At 37.0% G+C, this 18129-nt stretch carries 22 protein-coding genes; 6 read left to right on the forward strand and 16 right to left on the reverse strand.

What is annotated here, in order from left to right; genetic code table 11:
• From FJR08_RS06755 to coaD, 4 genes are all read right to left on the reverse strand, one after another.
• A partial coding sequence (locus FJR08_RS06755; RefSeq protein ID WP_254435704.1) for an NB-ARC domain-containing protein occupies positions 1 to 1504 on the reverse strand: 1504 nt, incomplete at its 3' end.
• 299 nt (positions 1505 to 1803) lie between these two features.
• Entirely contained in the window at positions 1804 to 2265 is a 462-nt protein-coding gene (locus FJR08_RS06760; protein ID WP_168632638.1) for a hypothetical protein, read from the reverse strand.
• A gap of 414 nt (positions 2266 to 2679) precedes the next feature.
• Positions 2680 to 3393: a DivIVA domain-containing protein gene (locus FJR08_RS06765; RefSeq protein ID WP_041457704.1), complete on the reverse strand. Its 714-nt coding sequence runs from the start codon at positions 3391 to 3393 to the stop codon at positions 2680 to 2682.
• Positions 3321 to 3854: a pantetheine-phosphate adenylyltransferase gene (gene coaD / locus FJR08_RS06770; protein WP_015078948.1), complete on the reverse strand. Its 534-nt coding sequence runs from the start codon at positions 3852 to 3854 to the stop codon at positions 3321 to 3323. Before coaD ends, FJR08_RS06765 begins: the two co-directional genes overlap by 73 nt.
• A gap of 13 nt (positions 3855 to 3867) precedes the next feature.
• On the opposite strand from coaD, the gene FJR08_RS23135 reads away from it, so the two are divergent.
• From FJR08_RS23135 to cobM, 3 genes are all read left to right on the forward strand, one after another.
• Positions 3868 to 4005: a hypothetical protein gene (locus FJR08_RS23135; RefSeq protein ID WP_217357488.1), complete on the forward strand. Its 138-nt coding sequence runs from the start codon at positions 3868 to 3870 to the stop codon at positions 4003 to 4005.
• A 102-nt stretch (positions 4006 to 4107) separates the two neighbouring features.
• Complete coding sequence (lgt, locus tag FJR08_RS06775) at positions 4108 to 4983, forward strand: prolipoprotein diacylglyceryl transferase (RefSeq protein WP_168632639.1); 876 nt, start codon at positions 4108 to 4110, stop codon at positions 4981 to 4983.
• Between the two features lie 125 nt (positions 4984 to 5108).
• On the forward strand, positions 5109 to 5948 hold the full coding sequence (cobM, locus tag FJR08_RS06780) for a precorrin-4 C(11)-methyltransferase (RefSeq protein WP_168632640.1): 840 nt from the start codon (positions 5109 to 5111) through the stop codon (positions 5946 to 5948).
• A 102-nt stretch (positions 5949 to 6050) separates the two neighbouring features.
• Here cobM and FJR08_RS06785 read toward each other — a convergent pair whose 3' ends face one another.
• The 4 genes from FJR08_RS06785 to FJR08_RS06800 form a co-directional block, all read right to left on the reverse strand.
• Positions 6051 to 7097 carry a DUF1611 domain-containing protein gene (locus tag FJR08_RS06785; protein WP_015078944.1) on the reverse strand — a complete coding sequence of 349 codons (1047 nt, stop codon included), beginning with the start codon at positions 7095 to 7097 and terminating at the stop codon, positions 6051 to 6053.
• Positions 7081 to 8133, reverse strand: coding sequence for a dipeptide epimerase (locus tag FJR08_RS06790; RefSeq protein ID WP_168632641.1), 1053 nt, complete (start codon positions 8131 to 8133; stop codon positions 7081 to 7083). The genes FJR08_RS06785 and FJR08_RS06790 overlap by 17 nt, the downstream gene beginning before the upstream one ends.
• 85 nt (positions 8134 to 8218) lie before the next feature.
• Positions 8219 to 8440: a type II toxin-antitoxin system HicA family toxin gene (locus FJR08_RS23520; RefSeq protein WP_168632642.1), complete on the reverse strand. Its 222-nt coding sequence runs from the start codon at positions 8438 to 8440 to the stop codon at positions 8219 to 8221.
• Positions 8437 to 8655 carry a type II toxin-antitoxin system HicB family antitoxin gene (locus FJR08_RS06800; protein ID WP_168632643.1) on the reverse strand — a complete coding sequence of 73 codons (219 nt, stop codon included), beginning with the start codon at positions 8653 to 8655 and terminating at the stop codon, positions 8437 to 8439. Before FJR08_RS06800 ends, FJR08_RS23520 begins: the two co-directional genes overlap by 4 nt.
• 206 nt (positions 8656 to 8861) lie before the next feature.
• On the opposite strand from FJR08_RS06800, the gene FJR08_RS06805 reads away from it, so the two are divergent.
• Complete coding sequence (locus FJR08_RS06805) at positions 8862 to 9959, forward strand: nucleotide-binding protein (RefSeq protein ID WP_168632644.1); 1098 nt, start codon at positions 8862 to 8864, stop codon at positions 9957 to 9959.
• Positions 9960 to 10037: 78 nt separating this feature from the next.
• Here FJR08_RS06805 and FJR08_RS06810 read toward each other — a convergent pair whose 3' ends face one another.
• From FJR08_RS06810 to hemC, 7 genes are all read right to left on the reverse strand, one after another.
• Positions 10038 to 10373: a hypothetical protein gene (locus tag FJR08_RS06810; protein WP_254435705.1), complete on the reverse strand. Its 336-nt coding sequence runs from the start codon at positions 10371 to 10373 to the stop codon at positions 10038 to 10040.
• Positions 10374 to 10510: 137 nt separating this feature from the next.
• A complete protein-coding gene (locus FJR08_RS06815) occupies positions 10511 to 11377 on the reverse strand; it encodes a DUF4435 domain-containing protein (protein ID WP_168632645.1) in 867 nt (288 codons plus the stop codon).
• Positions 11374 to 12720: an AAA family ATPase gene (locus FJR08_RS06820; protein ID WP_168632646.1), complete on the reverse strand. Its 1347-nt coding sequence runs from the start codon at positions 12718 to 12720 to the stop codon at positions 11374 to 11376. Before FJR08_RS06820 ends, FJR08_RS06815 begins: the two co-directional genes overlap by 4 nt.
• 89 nt (positions 12721 to 12809) lie before the next feature.
• Positions 12810 to 13214, reverse strand: a complete 405-nt coding sequence (locus tag FJR08_RS06825; RefSeq protein WP_174783011.1) for a hypothetical protein — start codon at positions 13212 to 13214, stop codon at positions 12810 to 12812.
• Between the two features lie 91 nt (positions 13215 to 13305).
• A complete protein-coding gene (locus FJR08_RS06830) occupies positions 13306 to 13698 on the reverse strand; it encodes an SMI1/KNR4 family protein (protein WP_168632647.1) in 393 nt (130 codons plus the stop codon).
• A gap of 94 nt (positions 13699 to 13792) precedes the next feature.
• The gene (gene glgA, locus FJR08_RS06835) at positions 13793 to 15232 is read right to left on the reverse strand and encodes a glycogen synthase GlgA (RefSeq protein WP_168632658.1); all 1440 of its coding nucleotides are present in this window, start codon (positions 15230 to 15232) and stop codon (positions 13793 to 13795) included.
• A 131-nt stretch (positions 15233 to 15363) separates the two neighbouring features.
• Positions 15364 to 16332, reverse strand: coding sequence for a hydroxymethylbilane synthase (hemC, locus tag FJR08_RS06840; protein WP_168632648.1), 969 nt, complete (start codon positions 16330 to 16332; stop codon positions 15364 to 15366).
• A gap of 242 nt (positions 16333 to 16574) precedes the next feature.
• Here hemC and FJR08_RS06845 point away from each other — a divergent pair, with 242 nt between their 5' ends.
• Entirely contained in the window at positions 16575 to 17153 is a 579-nt protein-coding gene (locus tag FJR08_RS06845) for a hypothetical protein (RefSeq protein ID WP_168632649.1), read from the forward strand.
• Between the two features lie 18 nt (positions 17154 to 17171).
• Positions 17172 to 17573, forward strand: a complete 402-nt coding sequence (locus FJR08_RS06850) for a Uma2 family endonuclease (protein ID WP_371415546.1) — start codon at positions 17172 to 17174, stop codon at positions 17571 to 17573.
• On the opposite strand, the gene FJR08_RS06855 is transcribed toward FJR08_RS06850, so the two are convergent.
• Positions 17570 to 17944, reverse strand: a complete 375-nt coding sequence (locus tag FJR08_RS06855; protein ID WP_015078925.1) for a hypothetical protein — start codon at positions 17942 to 17944, stop codon at positions 17570 to 17572. The genes FJR08_RS06850 and FJR08_RS06855 overlap by 4 nt on opposite strands.
• Positions 17945 to 18129: the final 185 nt, after the last annotated feature.

An 18129-nucleotide genomic window follows, 5' to 3' on the forward strand; every position in this document is an offset into this window, starting at 1 on the left:
AATCATCACCTAAACGCCGTTTTAGCAATAATACACATTTTTTCTGCCAAGGTTCTGCATCATTATATAATCCTTGTCCTTCATAAAATCTTCCTACTCCCACAAAAGGCCAAATTAAATTTTCATCACTCACAGTATCCAGTAAATGATCTGCTACTTCCTGTAAATGGGGTATAGCTAATTTGAATCTTTGAATATCTTTCTGTATTGGTTGTTGTGGAATTTCTTGAGCTATATTAACCATTGCTTGGCAAAAATTACGTTTTAGTGTGGTGCTGACAGATTGACGATTGAATAAATTACTAAAAAGTTGACCAATATCTAAAAACAAAAAGTTTGCCAAAGTGATCTTTTCCTGTGTAACCGTTGACAGTTTTTCTAACTTGACTTGTAAAAAATCATGAATTAGTTGATGTAATTGATAATGATCAATATTTTCAGTTTGTAAAAGATGTAATCGTTCTAATTCAATTCTGGCATTTTCTAGACTTTCTATGTTTTTCTCCCGTGAAGCACTTTGAATCAATAACCAAGGAATGGGAGCTAAAGCAAATAAACTGAGTAGACAACCTAACTCTTGAGCAGAATAACTGATAATTTCCCAACTTAATTCAAAAGCAGCTTGAACACCACGAGTTATAGATAAAGTCCAAGTAAGGTCATGAGCATCAATATCAAAAGCAGGATGATTAATACCTTTAGCTGCTAATCTTCGCAACATTTCCGCGCAAGATATCTGACGATATTTGACATAACGACCAACCAATTGTAAAGCTAGTGGTAAACGACCTAACCGTTGACAAAGTTCCTCTGCTAGTGCTGTTTCTTGATTTAACCTATCCTCACCAATTAATTTTGATAATAATGCCATTGCCTCCGGTAGAGAAAGGATTTGTAAAGACAAAGAACCAGATAAATCTAGTTTTAGTCTTGTTGTGATCAAAACCCGAAATTGAGATGATTGTGGCGGCAAATAAGGCTGAATCGCCGAATAATTTTGGACATCATCAATAACTAATAAAACAGTACCTTCTCGCCAACGTTGCCAACACCACTTTACTTGTAGTAATACATCAAAATCATCTGGGGGATTTAAACCTAAATGTGTGCGACAAAATTGAATAATTTGTAAACCGAGATTTTGATTTGTAGCCGACAACCAACAAATACCTCCCGGATAAGAATTTAGGAATAAATGCAGAAGAGAATATTGGGTAGCTAATTCAGTTTTACCAATACCACCCATACCTTCAACAGCAGAAATTACAGCATGATTGCTAGTTTGTAAATGTTGATGAATTAAAACTAATTCATTTTCTCGACCAACAAAATTTTGAGTATTACTATTAGGGATATTGTGGGGAAAACCTAGAGGTTTATCCAAATCATTTAAATTATTGACAGTTTGAAAAACTTGAGTAATATCTCCCACAGAGATATCACCCCCCGCTTGAACATTTTTGAAAAGCTCTTGAACAACTTGAGGGAGATGATTTGTATTCATGATTAGAACTTAAAGGATGTTTTAAAAGTTTTTAATATGTAAACAGACCCCTTTCTAAACCTCTCCCCTACCAAAAGAGAAGCATTAAAACCTTTATTTTTTTCTAGTTCCCTCTCCTCTTAGGAGAGGGCTAGGGAGAGGTAAGTACAGACCCCTTTCTAAACCTTTCCCCTACCAAAATAAAAGCATTAAAACCTTTATTCTTTTCTAGTTCCCTCTCCTTTTAGGAGAGGGTTAGGGAGAGGTAACTTAGGTTTTTGGAGATAATGGATTTTATGCAATACTTTTCACACAATCTCTTAACCTTCTTGAGTTAAATCACCTATAATAATATTATTAGCCTTGATATTGGTGAGCATTGCTTGGTCAACAGAACCACTACTTCCTGAAGTTTTTTGAGTGATATTCTGAGCTTGTAAATCACCAGTTAATTCAATTCCACTCAGAATTACCTGACGAATCTTAGGGTCTTGTGTTTTGAGTTCTTCAACTAGCAATTTAAGTTGATTAGCAAAAATTTTATCAGCATTAATGTATTCTTGCAATTCATCTTGTAACTGAAGTTTATTTTTTTCATTTGGATCTTTTTCAGCCCGAATTAATAAACCTTCCATTCCTTCTGTAGTTAGCTTTTGTCGAATAGTGCTAACCAACTTTGCAAAAGTATCCGCGACTCCTTTAACTGCAAATTTTCCACCTTCCTTGATTGCTTCCGAGGAAGATAAAGAAACAATAACAGCGCCAGTGAGTGGTTCAACCATAAAAACTACCCCTTCTTAATTGTCAGCAGAACAATAACTACTCTAATTGTTTTATTTGTACCATAAATTGGGATAAATACGCGAGTATTATCCTAGATCAAATTAAAACTTCTGATTGAATTAAATATAATTTGCAGAAAAAATTATCTATAAACAGAGAGAACAAAAAAATCCGCGTTTATCTGCGTTTATCTGCGTTCGATGCTATCCTTCAAAATAGTAATTAAATAAGAACTGTTATATATCATTAACTTATTCCTTATTTCCTATTCCCAGTTCCCTAAAACTAAAAAACTTCGTACCTAAGATCACAAGAACTGCTATATAATATTTGTATATTCTAGATGAGAATATGATTAAGAGGCAGAGCCTCTGTGATAGCATTCCCAGTCAGAGACTGGGAACGAGGTGATACTATCTTTTTTTGGAATTATGGGGGCGTTGTTGGGGATGATCTCCATTTTTGGGGACATTAGCAGAATTTAATTGTTTGCGGCCATTAGTAATAATTTTTAACATTTCCTGTATATCCTGTTCAATATTAGCCAGAACGTTATCGGCGTATTTATCAGCACCATCTTCAATTTCTTCAGCTTGAGAAATTGCCGTTTGGCGCATTTCTTCTAATTCTTGCTGACAAGCGCGACGTTTGCGGTCAATTTCTGCAAGAGTGTCTTGCATCATTGTTTCACAATCGTCCTGGACTTGTCGCCGTAGTTGGTCAGCTTCCCGCTGTGCTTGCCTGACAATATCACTTTCTGCCAAAATTTGCGCTCTTTTTGCTTGGGCTACATCTACAACCTGTTGTCCATATTCTTCCGCTTCTAGAAGAATTTCATTCTTTTGTGCCAAAATATCGAGTGCTTCCTGAAACACTGTTGGCAAAGAAAGACGGATGAAATCAAGTTGTTCTAGTAATTTATCTTCATCTATTAAAGTTCGTCCTGTCAGGGGAATCCTCAAACTAGAGAGAACTATGTCCTCTAAGCGGTTGAGTTCCTGCTGAATATCTACCCCTGCTGTTGGTTCTGGATTACCAATGGAGGGGATACCATTCACATACTCTCTTGGGGGAGGATTGTTGCCGTTGTAGTTGGATTCGAGGCTAGGGATTTTTGGTTGTAGCATTGGTATATATCTAGGGCAATGTGTGGGGGAACAAGATGATCAACAGAGCCACCAAACCTGGCAATCTCTTTTACCACACTACTACTTAAAAAACTATACTCATTTGATGTTGCCAGAAAAACTGTCTCGATCTGAGTAGACAATGTTTTATTAGTGTGAGCCATTTGTAGCTCAATCTCAAAGTCAGAAACCGCTCTTAACCCCCGTAACAAAACTTGCGCTTGTTGCATTTGAGCATATTTTACAGTCAAACCGTCAAAGCTGTCTACTCCTACATTTGGTAAATGTTTTGTAGCTAGACGAATTTGCTCTAATCTTTGCTCTACTGTAAACAATGGCATTTTATGGGGATTGCGGAGGACGGCAACAATGACTCGTTCAAATAGGCGACTACTGCGCTGAATAAGGTCTAAATGTCCCAAGGTGATGGGATCAAAACTACCAGGATAAATAGCAATCACAAGGTTATTTTAAGTGATTATATTGACGGATTTTCCACAGAACTTTATTAAATCTAACACAGGAAGAAGGAGTCAGGAGTCACCGAGTCAGGAGTCACCGAGTCACCGAGTCAGGAGTCAGGAGTCACCGAGTCAGGAGTCACCGAGTTAGGAGTCAGGAAGTCAGGAAGTCAGGAAGTCAGGAAGTCAGGAAGGCGTACTATATTATTGTGTTTTATCTCCATAGATTTCATACTCCTATAGGTAATTTTGTATGATAGTGGATTTTTCTGTTTTGCCGTTGGGGTTTTTATTTACTTCCCCTGGTCCGATTGTGGTTAAATTGGGACCAATTGTTATTCGTTGGTATGGGTTGTTAATTGCTTCTGCTGTGTTAATTGGTGTTAGTCTTTCTCAATACCTAGCCAAGCGTCGTCATGTTAATCCCGATTTAATCAGTGATTTATCAATTTGGTTGGTGATTGCAGCTATTCCCGCCGCTAGGTTATATTATGTTTTGTTTCAATGGCCAGAATATTCTCAACATCCAGAACGGATAATTGCAATTTGGCAAGGGGGTATTGCGATTCATGGGGCAATTATTGGCGGGGCGATCGCGGCGTTAATTTTTGCTAGACTGAAGAAGGTATCTTTTTGGCAATTGACTGATTTGGTTGCTCCTTCATTAATATTAGGGCAAGCAATTGGTCGGTGGGGAAATTTTTTCAACTCGGAAGCTTTTGGCAGACCAACTAGTTTACCTTGGAAGTTATATATTCCCTCAGATCGTCGTCCTTTGGATTTAGTGAATTTTGAATATTTCCATCCCACTTTTCTTTATGAATCGTTGTGGAATTTAATGGTGTTTGCATTGTTAATAACTTTGTTTTTTCGAGCTTTAGCTAAAAAACCCCGGTTGAAAGTAGGGACGTTATTTTTAGTTTACTGGGTTGCTTATAGCTTGGGACGGGTTTGGATTGAAGGTTTACGCACAGATAGCTTAATGCTAGGACCTTTACGGATGGCACAAATGGTAAGTTTAGGGGGAATGACTTTAGGATTATTTGGTTTAGCTTGGCTATATATATTCAAGCGTTCCTTACCTGATGTTGTTGCTGGGGGAAATGAAGAAAAAAATGCCCCAGAGTAATTAATCTCTAGGGCTTAACCAGGGTGCATCTACCATCTATTTCTACTAGGCAAAGTGGCTGAATCCGGAAGGGTACTAGGGAAATGGTAAAAGTTTTTTTTGCAGGGTTTTGCAGGGGGACATTAATGAGTGAATCTACTAATAATTTGAGTTTTTTCAAGTATCCAAATACCTTAGAGCCTGGGGTTTATATTGTTGGTGCTGGGCCGGGAGATCCTGATTTATTAACGGTTAGAGCGCAAAAGTTGTTAGCTGCTGCTGATGTGATTTTATTTGCAGATTCTCTAATTCCCGAACAAATTCTAGATATTTGTCGTCCAGATGCGGAAATTATCAAAACAGCAAATCGGACTTTAGAAGAAATTTTACCACTGATGATTGATGCCGTGCGATCGCATAAATCTGTGGTAAGATTACACTCTGGTGATCCTAGTCTGTATAGTGCTATTCATGAACAAATGCAGCTATTAGCCGATGCTAATATTCCTTTTGAAGTCATTCCTGGTATCAGTGCTTTTCAAGCTGCCGCAGCTAAACTCAAGATAGAGTTAACTGTGCCTGGTTTAGTGCAGACTATCATCCTGACTCGCATTAGTGGCCGTACCCATGTTCCAGATACGGAAGAGTTAGCAGCTTTAGCAGCACATCGTGCCAGTTTATGTTTATATCTCAGTGTGACTCATATCACTGAAGCCCAAGGGAAATTGTTAGAACATTATGATCCAGATACTCCAGTAGCAATTTGCTATCGCTTAGGCTGGCCAGATGAAAAAATCCGGGTTGTGAATTTAGCACAAATGGCAAATTGTACTCATGAAGAGAAATTACGCCGAACGACACTTTATGTGATTAGTCCTGCACTATTACCAGTAAGTGGGCGCTCGCGCTTGTATCATCCTGAACATAATCATTTATTCCGTTCATCACATAGCCTTGGTTCAGATACAACAGAATTGAGGATGTAGAGGCAAAGTTTATCTCGTTTAAATTGACGAATTTTAAATTATCTCCACCGGCAATAAAACTCCTACTCTCCGTGCCTCTGCGCCTCTGCGTGCAAAAAAAAATTAACTCTGCATAACAGCATCCAATAGCAACCCAGCCCCAAACCGAACAGGATCTGTACAAGGTAACTTAGTTTCTGCTATAGTTTGAGCGATCGCATTTTTTGCCTCTACTTCCCCCAAATTCCGAGTATTCAAAGCAATTCCCACCACAGGAACAGGACGAAAAGCCCCCGCACCACTAGCAACAATTTCATACATCCGAATTACTTCCGGTAAAGCTGGAATCGGTATATGAGGATTATTACGGTTGTGAGTTTGTCCCGCTTGATGCACCAATATTAAATGTGTAGGCTGAGAACCCCGAATTAGCGGTAAAGTTGCCGTTGAACCAGGGTGTAAAAGAGAACCCTGCCCCTCAATTTGCAAAATGTCGTAATGTTGACCAAAACGCATTACCAACTGTTCCACCGCACCAGCCGCAAAATCTACCCGCACCGCGTCTAAAGCCACCCCTTCCCCTTCTAACATTAACCCAGTTTGACCAGTGGCCAAAAACTTAGAACGGATACCCCGTAACTTAGCCACCCGGTGTAATTCCAGACTGGTGGACATTTTGCCAATGGCCATATCTGTTCCCACGGTCAATACCCGTCTACAGGGTAAAGTTTGCGCCATTCCTGATGCTACCTCTAAATTAGCCGGCTCTTTGCGAACATCCCAAATTAATTGTCCTGGGTTCAGGAGAGCATTTAATTCCGGTATATTTGCCATTGGTGTATGTAATCCATTTACCAAAGACATTCCCGCTTTCAGGGCATCTTTGATATCCAGCCAATAATCATCAGGAACAGCACCACCTTTAGGCGCAATCCCAATTACCAAAACTTCCGGTTTATACTGTAATGCTGCCGTCACAGATGCCACAATTGGCACATCTCGCTGAATACCTGTTAACTCGACTAAAGATTTACCTACAGTTTCTCTGTCAATCACCGCTACAATGGGGGACTCGCTGTAGCGTAAAATTGATAACCCTGTTTTTCCCTGAACTCCAGTAATTCCCTCATGAAGAAGAATTGCTATTTTTTGATTAAGCGACAGACGCACAATGTTTCACTCCCAAACCAGGTAAATTATTCGGTAAAACTCGCCCATTTTCTACCACAGCACCAGTAAAAGGATCATCAATTAGATTTAAGTGACTATCTAAATCCAAATAATCAGCCAGTGGTGCAAGTTGTAAAGCGGCGGTATTAGCAAGACAACTATCAGAATAACAGCCAAACATGACTTGTAAATTGTGGGCTTTGGCTGTATGAACCATTCGCATAGCTTCGGTGATTCCCCCAGATTTCATTAATTTGATATTAATGCCATCTACATAATTAGCTAACTGGGGAATATCCGCACTGGTAAAGCAACTTTCATCTACAAAAATTGGTAATGAAGAATGTTTTTTTAACTGGGCTAAATTTGCTTCTTCACCTCTTACTAAAGGTTGTTCAACATACTTAATTCCCAAATCAGCTAACCAATTACACATATTAATAGCATCCGTTAAAATCCAGCCTCCATTAGCATCAACAAATACATCTTTTCCGGCGGCTTCTTCCCGTACCGCCAACAACATTTTTTGATCTGCTTCTATTCCCTCGGTTGAACCTAATTTTACCTTGAATAACTGCACATCCATAAATTGTAACCAATCTCGCGCCCTTGCCCTTGCACCTGCTGGAGAATTAATACCAATTGTTACCGATGTTGGCACTATAACATTTTTATCCAGTCCCCACAGTTGCCACAATGGCAAATTCACGCGCTTACCCAACCAATCATGTAATGCCATATCCACAGCCGCTTTGACTGCGGAGGGAATTTGCATTTGTTTTAATAGTGCCTCAATTTCTTGCCGTTGCCAAGGGCTAAAGGATTTAATAATAGGTATGATTTGCTGTAAAGTTTCTTGGATTCTCTCGGTAGATTGCCTGTGATTGCCTACACCAAAAGGTGATGCTTCTCCCCAACCTGTAATTTCTTCTGCGGTAATTTGTACCCAGATATTTGTTGTTTGTGCTGTTGTCCCGCGACTAATTGTGAGGGGAAATCGTTTGTTGACGGTAAAGGTTTGAAAGTTGATTTGCATAAATATATTAGATAGAGAATAGTTACGAGAAATAGAAATTATAAAATGAGTGGGGAAATATTCAGGTTATGGCTTTGTTGCGGTGTCACAATAGTTCAATAAATTCATCCACACTCAAACCCGCTTGTCGAATAATCCCACGCAAAGTACCTCTATCTAGTTCTTTATGATCTGGTACAGATATTGTGGTTCTAGGTTCTTCACGAACCATTATAATGTGACTTCCTCTTTGCCTATCCACAACAAATCCGATTTTTTCTAGTGCTTTTACACAATCTAAACCTGAGATTATAGGTAATTTACTCACACCAGCACAACCTCAACCGTATCTTCTGGAATAGGTTCATTTCTGTCTTGCAAAACTTCAATGTAGAGAGATATTGCCTCTTCTATATTAGCTAAAGCCTCCTCACGAGTTTTACCCTGACTAATACAACCGGGTAAACTGGGGACTTCGACAACAAAATACCCATCTTCACCATGAGATACAAGCACTTTCCGTTGAGATTTCATTTTTACCATAGTTCAAGCAGTTTCTCCATGAAATAACAAACCTAGTTAAAAATATTTTATTCTGGTAAATCATTTATATGATATAACTTGATTTGCCAGTTTGCTTGGTGTATTTTACATTGAGTTGGGTATTTGAAACGCTATGTTGATTATGCAAATTACAAACCGTAATGTAAAATGTTCGTAATATCAAGAAACCTCCAACAATATACATTATGACACAATTTACAGTATTCTACTCCTGGCAATCTGATTTACCCAAAGAAACTAACCAAGGAATAATTCAAGGGGCTATCAGAATAGCAAGTAATAAACTGGAACATGAGTTTAAAGAAACTGATCTACATATTATTATAGATGAAGCGACAAGTAATCTACCTGGAAGTCCTCATATACCATCCGCTATTTTTGATAAAATTTCATCTGCTGATGCTTTTATTTGTGATATAACGACAATTAATAAAGAAGCTATAGAAACTATCAAAAATCTACAAGCTACAGAAGGTAGAACAAAGCCACAAGAAGTAAGAACTGTTCCCAACCCAAATGTAATGATTGAACTAGGATATGCAATTGCGCTTCTTGGTTGGGAGAGAATAATTATGTTATTCAATACATCCTATGGTGATTTAAAAGATACACCTTTTGATATAGTCGTCAATCGCATTACTGGCTATCATTTAAGTCCTAAACCAGAAGATGTTACCGAAAAGCAGTTGCAAGGAAATCAAAAACAACTCAGCCAAAAAATTCATGAAGCCTTAAAACTAATCATTGAAAAATCGCCAAAGAAACCAAGGTACAAAGCTGAACTTACACCGGAAGAAATGAAGCGTAACCGTGATATTTCTACTATCAAAACTATTCTGGAAACAATTCATATACCGAGTCTCAAGAACCATATCAACGAAGCTCCCTACAAAATTGATGGTAAAATATTCTTTTTTCGGGATATTTTCTATGAAAAAATTTATTATAATAGCTACGAGCTTTATCTTTATGATGAAAAGCTTAAAGACTTGGTAACCAAAATTCATGCTCTATGGGATGAAACTCTTTCATACGATCAACATTACCAACCTTCAGTTAGACATGACTTCTATATTTTTAGCAGTCATGACTATATGCCATTTACTAGCAAACAACAAGAAGATTGGAATAATATTGAAGAAGCTTTAAGACAGCTTGAATTAGTATTTAATGAATTTTTAAATTACATTCGGGAAAATTATTTAGAAATTGATCTTAAAGAAACAACCTCTACAGCGTGGCGTAAATATGAAAATTTCATGAATGAAAATAAAACTGACTAAAATTTGTAGTAGTTTGGGTTTCCTAAAGTAAACCCAACATTACAATTATTTTCTATATAACAAGGGGTTTGTGAAAAGTTAATTTTTTAAAATTTCACTCAAATAATCATAAAGTTCTAAACGTTTTTCATGATTCTCCGGCTGATTCAATAAATCATCACCAGCCTTTAAAGTATCAAAAGCAAATTGATAATTTTCTTGCTCACAATGATGATAAAAAGCATCAATATAATCTGTTAAATCATCTTCCCAATCCCAATTTTCCAGCCAATCACCTTCTATATCATCAACATAAAGATGAATATAATCAGAACCATAATTTTGTTTATCTAGCTGCAACTGTTGGGATGCTTCTAGATATTTCCAATCTACCTCGGAAGTTGACTGATTATAAATTTTTACATTCTTAGTCATAATACTATCCAGGGAAGGGTATAACGGCAATAAAAGTGATGGGGTGTTAGCATCAATTGTATCAAAAAGGGGTATTTATGTTGATTAGGGGATATAAAAGTTTTTTATACATCAATAATGACTTTTAAAACATCCTCTTATTCAAGAATCTGTAAAACATGAAATGGTTGATTGTTGGTTTCCCATTGACGAATTGCTAAATAAAGCTGAGTTTTGTAAAAATAAGCTACTTCATAAGCAAGTCGTAAATTACGCTCAAGGCTATTTGCTTCAACATCAACCGTTTTATTAGTTCCAATAGCTTTTCGTAAACCAAGTGATAGGATTTCTACTAAATCATGACCACAACAGACTTGCCAATAATCTTGATTGTTGCTTTTTTCGGTAATTAGCCTTTTTTCTAAATCTTCATCTTTTAAATAAAAAGCTTGAGATTTATTCTTGACTTCTTGAATTAGTTTCACTTCATTAAATTGCCAATTTTTTTCATCAATAAATTTACTAAAAGTTATACCTTCAAATGTCAAATTCAATCCATCAGATTGAGAAATATAACGTAAATGACCAATTGCAATACCAACTGAAATTAATACTTCTCTAATATCTCGATTCAACTGGGTAATTTTTTCTTCAGAACCAAATTCACTAATTACTTTTTCTAAAGCAGGTGATTGTATTAACATAGTTTCCAGATCATGAGTATCGGTGCGGAGTAGATTAGGACTTGTGACTGATGTATTTTGCAGACGATCAAAATCTGCATCAACAATTGCTAAAATTCCCTGAAAATTTGATTTTTCTAAAATTTCTAAAATGGCAATAGCACGCTGTTTACTAGAAGGTTTCCCCGCAGTAATGACTAATTCACAACCTAATTTATCAACAAATCGCTCATAGAAAGTTTTATCAGAACTTCCTTCAACTAATAAGAAAGTTCCTGAATAAGTGCTACGTCGTAATCTTATTTGGTTAGCAACACGGTCAACGGTTAAAAATTCTCTCATTTTGCTGGACCTTTCAATTCAACCGTTAAATCCCAGCGATCTTGTATAATATCTGGTGAATGAGTAGCTATGAGAATATCTAAATCAGCAAGCTTTGTAATCTCTTGCAAATCCTTTAAAAACTGCACTTGCCAACCTACATGAAGAGATAATTCAGGTTCATCAATCAAAACTAAGGAATTAGGTTCAACTTTAAATAGTAGTTCATACAAAAGCACTAATTCATGTTGTTCACCTGATGATAAATCAGTTGGTGATAGAATTTTTGAATCAGATAATGAAGAATCATAAAGTGTTGTAAAAATGAATCCCTTTTCTTTGCTAAAGTTTATCTCTTTGTAGGAAAATTTATTATTAATAATCTTCTTCAATAAATTAATTTTAGTCGCTATTTCAGTAAAAACATTGAGTTTTTTTTCTACATCTTCAATATATACCAATAAAGCATTTTTTGTACTTTCATCTATGTCTTGTGGCTGAATTTGAAACTCTGAATTTTCATCTTTATCCAACAGACCTACTTCTATAAGGTGAGAACGAGTTTCTTCAAGTTCATTAAGTTGATTACGCAGTTGTTCATTTGTTATATCTGATGATGACTGTTGTTTTACTACCCTCATCGGAAAAGTTCTATCAAGAGATTGAGATATTGTTCCATATTCTTTAAATTTATCTTGCATCCGGGTAGCAAGTTCATAAGAGTATGCAGATACAGTTGGTAATATTGAAGGTGTTATATCATCTGATTTGAAACGATGATTAGGAAATAAGTTTAGTAAGCGTTGTGATTCTATAAGGCGAATATCCACATTGTTTTTGAATGCTTCAAAGGATTCGGGTTCTTCTTTATCCTTGATGTGAAATCTTATTTCTAATGAATCACTGAACCTATTTAAAACTTCTCCTAAACTAAATATTTCTTTAGTAGGACTATATAGCCATTTTTCAGATGTTATTTGTTCTAATCCTGGTATAAACTTACCTATATTACCAAGTGAAAAATCTTCTTCATTAGGAGGATATTTTAACTTAATATCAACTATCTTTGCATTGGGATTATGAAAATTAACAACAAAATTTTTCTCTATTTCCTCTAAATTATTAACATTTTTTATAATCTCAATATTACTACCGTTATCAAATTCAATGCAAAATTTACTAAACGGAATTGTTTGTAACTCAGAGTATTGGGAGTTGAAAAATCCATTCAAAATTCGCAACATTGCTGTTTTTCCAAAACCGTTAGGTCCATGAATGACGGTGATTCTATCATCCATATTTAACGGAATTATATGATCAAAAATTCCAAATAAGCCGCTAACCGAAATTTGCTTAATTCGCATAATAATTCACTCTCATGTTCATAGACATTATTAAGCTTGATAGTAGTGGTAGCTTGGTTTGATGCAAAGAAATCCGACACTAGATTTTATCATAAATGAAGACGATATTTAGCTAAATTCAAAATTTCTTGATAATTTATTTCTGATTGTTTTGGATCTTGTAATTCTATCTTTTCAACTAAATAACTATAAAGTTCTAAACATTTTTCGTGATTCTCTAGCTTTTTCAATAAATTGTCACCAGCCTTTAAAGTATCAAAAGCAAATTGAAAATTTCCCTGTTGACAATGATGATAAAAAGCATCAATATAATCTGTTAAATCATCTTCCCAATCCCAATTTTCTAGCCAAGCACTCTCTATATCATCAACATAAAGATGAATATAATCTGAACCATAATTTTGTTTATCTACCTGCAACTCTTGGGATGCTTCTAGATATTTCCAATCTATCTCAGAATTGAACTGATTGTCAATCATTACATCTTTAATCATAAAAATTCCCATCCTGTAAATCCTTAAATCCTGTAAATCCTGATTCTGACAAAAAAACTTTGAACCATAATTTTGTTTATCTAGCTAATATCTAACTTGCTAAAAGCATCAAAGACTTTAAATAAAGATTGATTTCCACAGATAGAAATTCACTAAACTGATCATGATTTTTGACAAAATAAGGCTCTTCTTGTCCTTCACAATATGAATAAGTTGGTGGGTTATCACCTTCTGAAAGTCTGAAAAAGCTGAACTGATATCCCTGGTGCATGAAAAATACAAAAGCATCCTCTGGTAAAGTCTGAGGAAAATCATTTTCTACTAAAAGTTGTTTAGCCCATTCTTGAATTTTTGGCAAATGCTGATAAAAGCAATCTGAACCACGTAAAAACTTGCCTGCCCCATGTCCCATTATCTTCAAAAAGTCTTTGTAAGTTCTGGGTAGATTAATACCTTTTGTGGCAATGAACTCTAACCAATCCATCTTTTTTTAATTCTATACTATCGTGTATTAAAAAGGGGTATTCCAGATAAATACCCCATCAATATTGTCTAAAATTCCAACTTCCTAAAATACCTTAAACTGATTTTTGTATTGGTTCTAGTGCTGGTATTGGTTCTGCTATTACTTCCGGTTCTGGATCTGGTAAACCATAGATAGAACGATAAAGTTTATCGTACTCTTTAGCGGATTCATACCAACTGAAGTTTTCACTCATCCCCCGTTTTTGTAATTCTTGCCATTGAGGTTTGAAACGGAAACCTTCCCAAGCGCGAATCATACAGGTAAATAAGTCCAGAGGTTCATAGCGGTCAAAGCAATAACCTGTACCTGCTTCATTGACTGGATCAAAGTGGCTGACAGTATCAACCAATCCCCCTGTCCGACGAACAATAGGCACAGAACCATAACGCAAAGCCATCATTTGGCTGATTCCGCAGGGTTCAAAGCGGCTAGGCATTAAGAAGGCATCTGTACCCGCGTAAATACGGCGGGAAAGGGCATCATTATACAGCAGGTAAGTGGCCATGCGTCCGGGATAGCGGGATGCGAGTTGCCACATTTGGGTTTCATAATAGCGATCGCCTGTTCCCAAAAGGACAAACTGAGCATCTGTATAAGCCATGAAACGGTCAAGGATTTGTAATACTAAATCCATCCCTTTTTGTTCTACCAACCTTGTCACCATGCCGATTAAAAAGGCATTAGAATTAACTTCTAAACCTACTTCTTCTTGCAGAGCTATTTTATTAGCTTTGCGTTGATCAAGGGTATCTATGGTAAAGGTTTGGTTAATGTATTTATCATTGGCAGGATCATAAATTTCCGTATCTATGCCGTTGATTATTCCTGATAATTTGCCGCCAATAAAAGATAATAACCCTTCTATTTGTTCACCATAGGCAGGTGTTTTGATTTGCTCCGCATAGGTAGGAGAAACTGTATTTACCTTATTGGCAAACTGGACTGCGGCCGCCATGGTATTGTGTCCTTGCATATACCAGGGACACCAGGTAATTTTCTCTAAATACCACCGCCAAGGACCTTGATAAGCGAGGTTGTGAATGGTGAATACACTGGTAATATCTGGAGATTGATTCAACCACACAGGTAACATTCCTGTGTGCCAATCATGACAATGGACAATTTCCGGTTTCCAGTAATTCCAGCAAAATTCCGCCGCACCATTGGAAAATAAAGTAAATCTCCAATCTTCATCTTCCCCACCGTAAACCCGCCGAGGTGAAAAAGATGGATGTTGAAATAAATACAAAGGAACATCAGTTCCAGGCAGTACACTTTCGTAAACTGCAAACTCCTGGAACATGGCTGCTCCCTTCCAAATGGGTTCTTTGGGAACTGGCATTTTGTCGGGTACAAAGCCATAGTAAGGCATGAAAATCCGCACATCATGACCCATTGCTCTCAAGACCTTGGGTAATGCACCGACAACATCCCCCATACCGCCAACTTTGGCAATGGGAGCAGCTTCCGCTGCTACAAATAAAATTCTCATGGTAATTGGTAATTGGTAATTGGTAATTGGTAATTGGTAATTGGTGATTGGTAATTGGTAATTGGTGATTGGGTAATTAAACTCTCTTCTCTTGGCTGTTACCTGTAACCTGTCACCTGTCACCTATTACCCTATGATCCTCGTTGAATCTCGGTGAAGATTTTTTCTAAGATTTCTGTAGCGCCTTGTCCCCTGAGAATACTGGCTAGTTGTGCGCCTAACTTTTCAGCATCAGTAGCCGCACCAGTGACGGTATTTTTTACTATTTGTTGACCATCAACGCTGGCAACCAGACCTTTTAGAGTTAATTCGTCACCATTAATTACCGTATTTACACCAATGGGAACTTGACAACCACCTTCTAAAACTCGTAAAAATGATCTTTCTGCTAAACAGCGATCGCGTGTTTGCGGGTGTTCAATCGCTTTCAGTAAGCTAATTACCTCCGTATCATCTGCCCGGCATTCTATTCCTAAAGCGCCTTGTCCAACGGCATGGAGGGAGATTTCAGGAGTCAGAACTTGATGGATGCGATCGCTCATTTCCAATCTTTCTAAACCAGCTACTGCTAAAATTAAAGCATCATACTCACCAGCATCCAGTTTTGCCATGCGTGTGATCAAGTTTCCCCGCACATCTTTGAAGGTAAAATCAGGGAACTTATGGCGTAACTGTGCCAAACGTCGCAGGGAAGAAGTCCCAATTACCGCATTTGCGGGTAAAGTCTCGATTTGCAGACCTTTATGCTTTTCATGCAATACCACCGCGTCTGCGGGGTTTTCCCGTTCTGTAATCGCTGCCAGTGTCAACCCTTCTGGTAGATTGGTGGGAAGATCCTTGAGAGAATGCACAGCAAAATCAATCTCTTTATTGATCATGCCCAATTCCAGTTCCTTGGTAAATAGTCCTTTATCGCCAATTTTAGCCAATGCCACATCCAGGATTTTGTCCCCTTGGGTAGACATGGTATGGACTTCAAAAGTAATGTGGGGAAAGCTTTTCTGGAGTTCCGCTTGTACCCAGTATGTTTGAACTAGAGCTAGTTGGCTTTTACGTGAACCAATACGAATAACGCGTGCAGGACTAGAAACTGAAGTCATAAAACTATTTGTCAAACCAGGCGATAAATTAACATTTATCTAGACTACCGCAGGGAGTGACGTACCGGATTAGATTAACCTAATTCTGTAAAGATTTTATTTGCCAATAACTTTACATTTATTTACATTAGTTTAAATAAAAAAAACAATTTGTATTCCAATTGGTTTCAATTTCTCAACTGAGATGAACTTGATCATAGTAAACTCAAAGTATAAACTGTACACCTTGCTCTAAAACAACTATGATTAAAGCTATACCAACAGAATACAATGATGTTCAGTTTCGTTCTAGATTAGAGGCAAAATGGGCAGCTTTCTTTGATCTCCTAGAATGGGAGTGGGAATATGAGCCTTGTGACTTTGATGGATGGATTCCCGACTTTTTACTGAAGCTTGATTCTCCCATTTTTGTTGAAGTTAAGCCAGTTTATGATTTTCCACAAGATATTGCTGATGAAATAGAAAAGTCAGGTTGTACAGAAGATTGTCTAATTGTTGGAATGACTTTGGGTTCACTTAATAATAGCTCATATTATGGAGTTCAAATTGGTTGGAAGAGAGTCGTAGACGATGAAGAGGCTATTGATCTGGAATGCGCGGATCTAGTTTCACCAGTTTACAAGAATTGGTTTGAAGTTGTTTTTACTCTGGATAAATATAAGGAAATTACTTTTGATGGCGCACCTGGACACTCACCAGGAATAGTTAGTTTTACAGATGGATGGGAAGATTATGGTTCAAAAGGCTTAGAAAAAGAAGTTCAAAGACTTTGGAAGATGGCAGGAAACAAAGTGCAATGGAAAAATTCGATTAGTTCATAAGTTTAAAATGAACTATAAATAGAACTTCATGTTTACTTTCAAGAAAAACGCATTCGCTATTTTCCCCTTGGTTCTACCACCTTCCGTAAACAAGGGAAAAGAGGAGGAGTAGAACCAGATGAATCCTACTGTCTAGGCATAGAAAAAGAAATTCCTGATCTTGCCATTGAAGTTGTAGTCACCAGTGGGGGAATTGATAAATTAGAAGTTTACAAAAGATTAGGTGTAGCAGAAGTTTGGTTTTTTCAAAACAATCAATTTGCCGTTTATCATCTGCGCGGTGAAAGTTATGAATTGGTGGCAAAAAGTGAATTATTGCCAAATTTAGATTTGTCAATTTTGGCGCAATATGTAGTAGCAGATGACCCTTTAGATGCGGCTTTAGGATTTCGGGAGAAAATCAAAGAAATGGTAAATTAGATCATTCCTGGTCCTTTACCTCTTTTATCAAAATCCTCTGTTAATAAACCTGTTTTATCTGCATTTACTTCTCGCAATTCCTGTATTCGTTCAGCTTTTTCTTGTTCTGCTATTTCCCGCGCATCACCAGGAACTTCATAATACATTTCCGGTTCAACTGGATAATTATTCAATAGCCCCTCTTTATCCACAGTATAACCGTCCGTTGTCCGAATACTGTAAATATCAGTTTGGTCATCAGTGGCAGCACTGGCAAGATCCTCTTCCGTCGGCAAGTGTTTATAATTTACTCCCTCTCGTTTCATTCGGGCTGCTGTTTCAGCGGGAATTATGCCTCTATCATAAGTATCTGCGGTAATCTTCTCATTCATACAATTAACCCCTTGTACTTTTCTAGGATTACCAGGACTAGCTTAGAATTTTCTAGCAGATAAATACACTATCTTAGGATATAATTAATAAAAATACTTTGATTAAAATTCTCTATCTATAGATATATTTGACATCCTCCATGACAAAATAAAAAAATGTAAGCTAGTCTAGAACTAACCTACAT

It is taken from the genome of Dolichospermum sp. UHCC 0260 (genome assembly GCF_009711985.1).
Lineage (GTDB): Bacteria > Cyanobacteriota > Cyanobacteriia > Cyanobacteriales > Nostocaceae > Dolichospermum > Dolichospermum lemmermannii.

What these genes read in the sequence shown, in the direction of transcription:
- FJR08_RS06760 (WP_168632638.1), bottom strand. Translation starts at nt 2,265, where the DNA reads ATGGTTGAACCACTCACTGGCGCTGTTATTGTTTCTTTATCTTCCTCG.
- FJR08_RS06765 (WP_041457704.1), bottom strand. Translation starts at nt 3,393, where the DNA reads ATGCTACAACCAAAAATCCCTAGCCTCGAATCCAACTACAACGGCAAC.
- lgt (WP_168632639.1), top strand. Translation starts at nt 4,108, where the DNA reads ATGATAGTGGATTTTTCTGTTTTGCCGTTGGGGTTTTTATTTACTTCC.
- cobM (WP_168632640.1), top strand. Translation starts at nt 5,109, where the DNA reads ATGAGTGAATCTACTAATAATTTGAGTTTTTTCAAGTATCCAAATACC.
- FJR08_RS06790 (WP_168632641.1), bottom strand. Translation starts at nt 8,133, where the DNA reads ATGCAAATCAACTTTCAAACCTTTACCGTCAACAAACGATTTCCCCTC.
- FJR08_RS06800 (WP_168632643.1), bottom strand. Translation starts at nt 8,655, where the DNA reads ATGGTAAAAATGAAATCTCAACGGAAAGTGCTTGTATCTCATGGTGAA.
- FJR08_RS06805 (WP_168632644.1), top strand. Translation starts at nt 8,862, where the DNA reads ATGACACAATTTACAGTATTCTACTCCTGGCAATCTGATTTACCCAAA.
- FJR08_RS06810 (WP_254435705.1), bottom strand. Translation starts at nt 10,373, where the DNA reads ATGACTAAGAATGTAAAAATTTATAATCAGTCAACTTCCGAGGTAGAT.
- FJR08_RS06815 (WP_168632645.1), bottom strand. Translation starts at nt 11,377, where the DNA reads ATGAGAGAATTTTTAACCGTTGACCGTGTTGCTAACCAAATAAGATTA.
- FJR08_RS06820 (WP_168632646.1), bottom strand. Translation starts at nt 12,720, where the DNA reads ATGCGAATTAAGCAAATTTCGGTTAGCGGCTTATTTGGAATTTTTGAT.
- FJR08_RS06825 (WP_174783011.1), bottom strand. Translation starts at nt 13,214, where the DNA reads ATGATTAAAGATGTAATGATTGACAATCAGTTCAATTCTGAGATAGAT.
- FJR08_RS06830 (WP_168632647.1), bottom strand. Translation starts at nt 13,698, where the DNA reads ATGGATTGGTTAGAGTTCATTGCCACAAAAGGTATTAATCTACCCAGA.
- glgA (WP_168632658.1), bottom strand. Translation starts at nt 15,232, where the DNA reads ATGAGAATTTTATTTGTAGCAGCGGAAGCTGCTCCCATTGCCAAAGTT.
- hemC (WP_168632648.1), bottom strand. Translation starts at nt 16,332, where the DNA reads ATGACTTCAGTTTCTAGTCCTGCACGCGTTATTCGTATTGGTTCACGT.
- FJR08_RS06845 (WP_168632649.1), top strand. Translation starts at nt 16,575, where the DNA reads ATGATTAAAGCTATACCAACAGAATACAATGATGTTCAGTTTCGTTCT.
- FJR08_RS06855 (WP_015078925.1), bottom strand. Translation starts at nt 17,944, where the DNA reads ATGAATGAGAAGATTACCGCAGATACTTATGATAGAGGCATAATTCCC.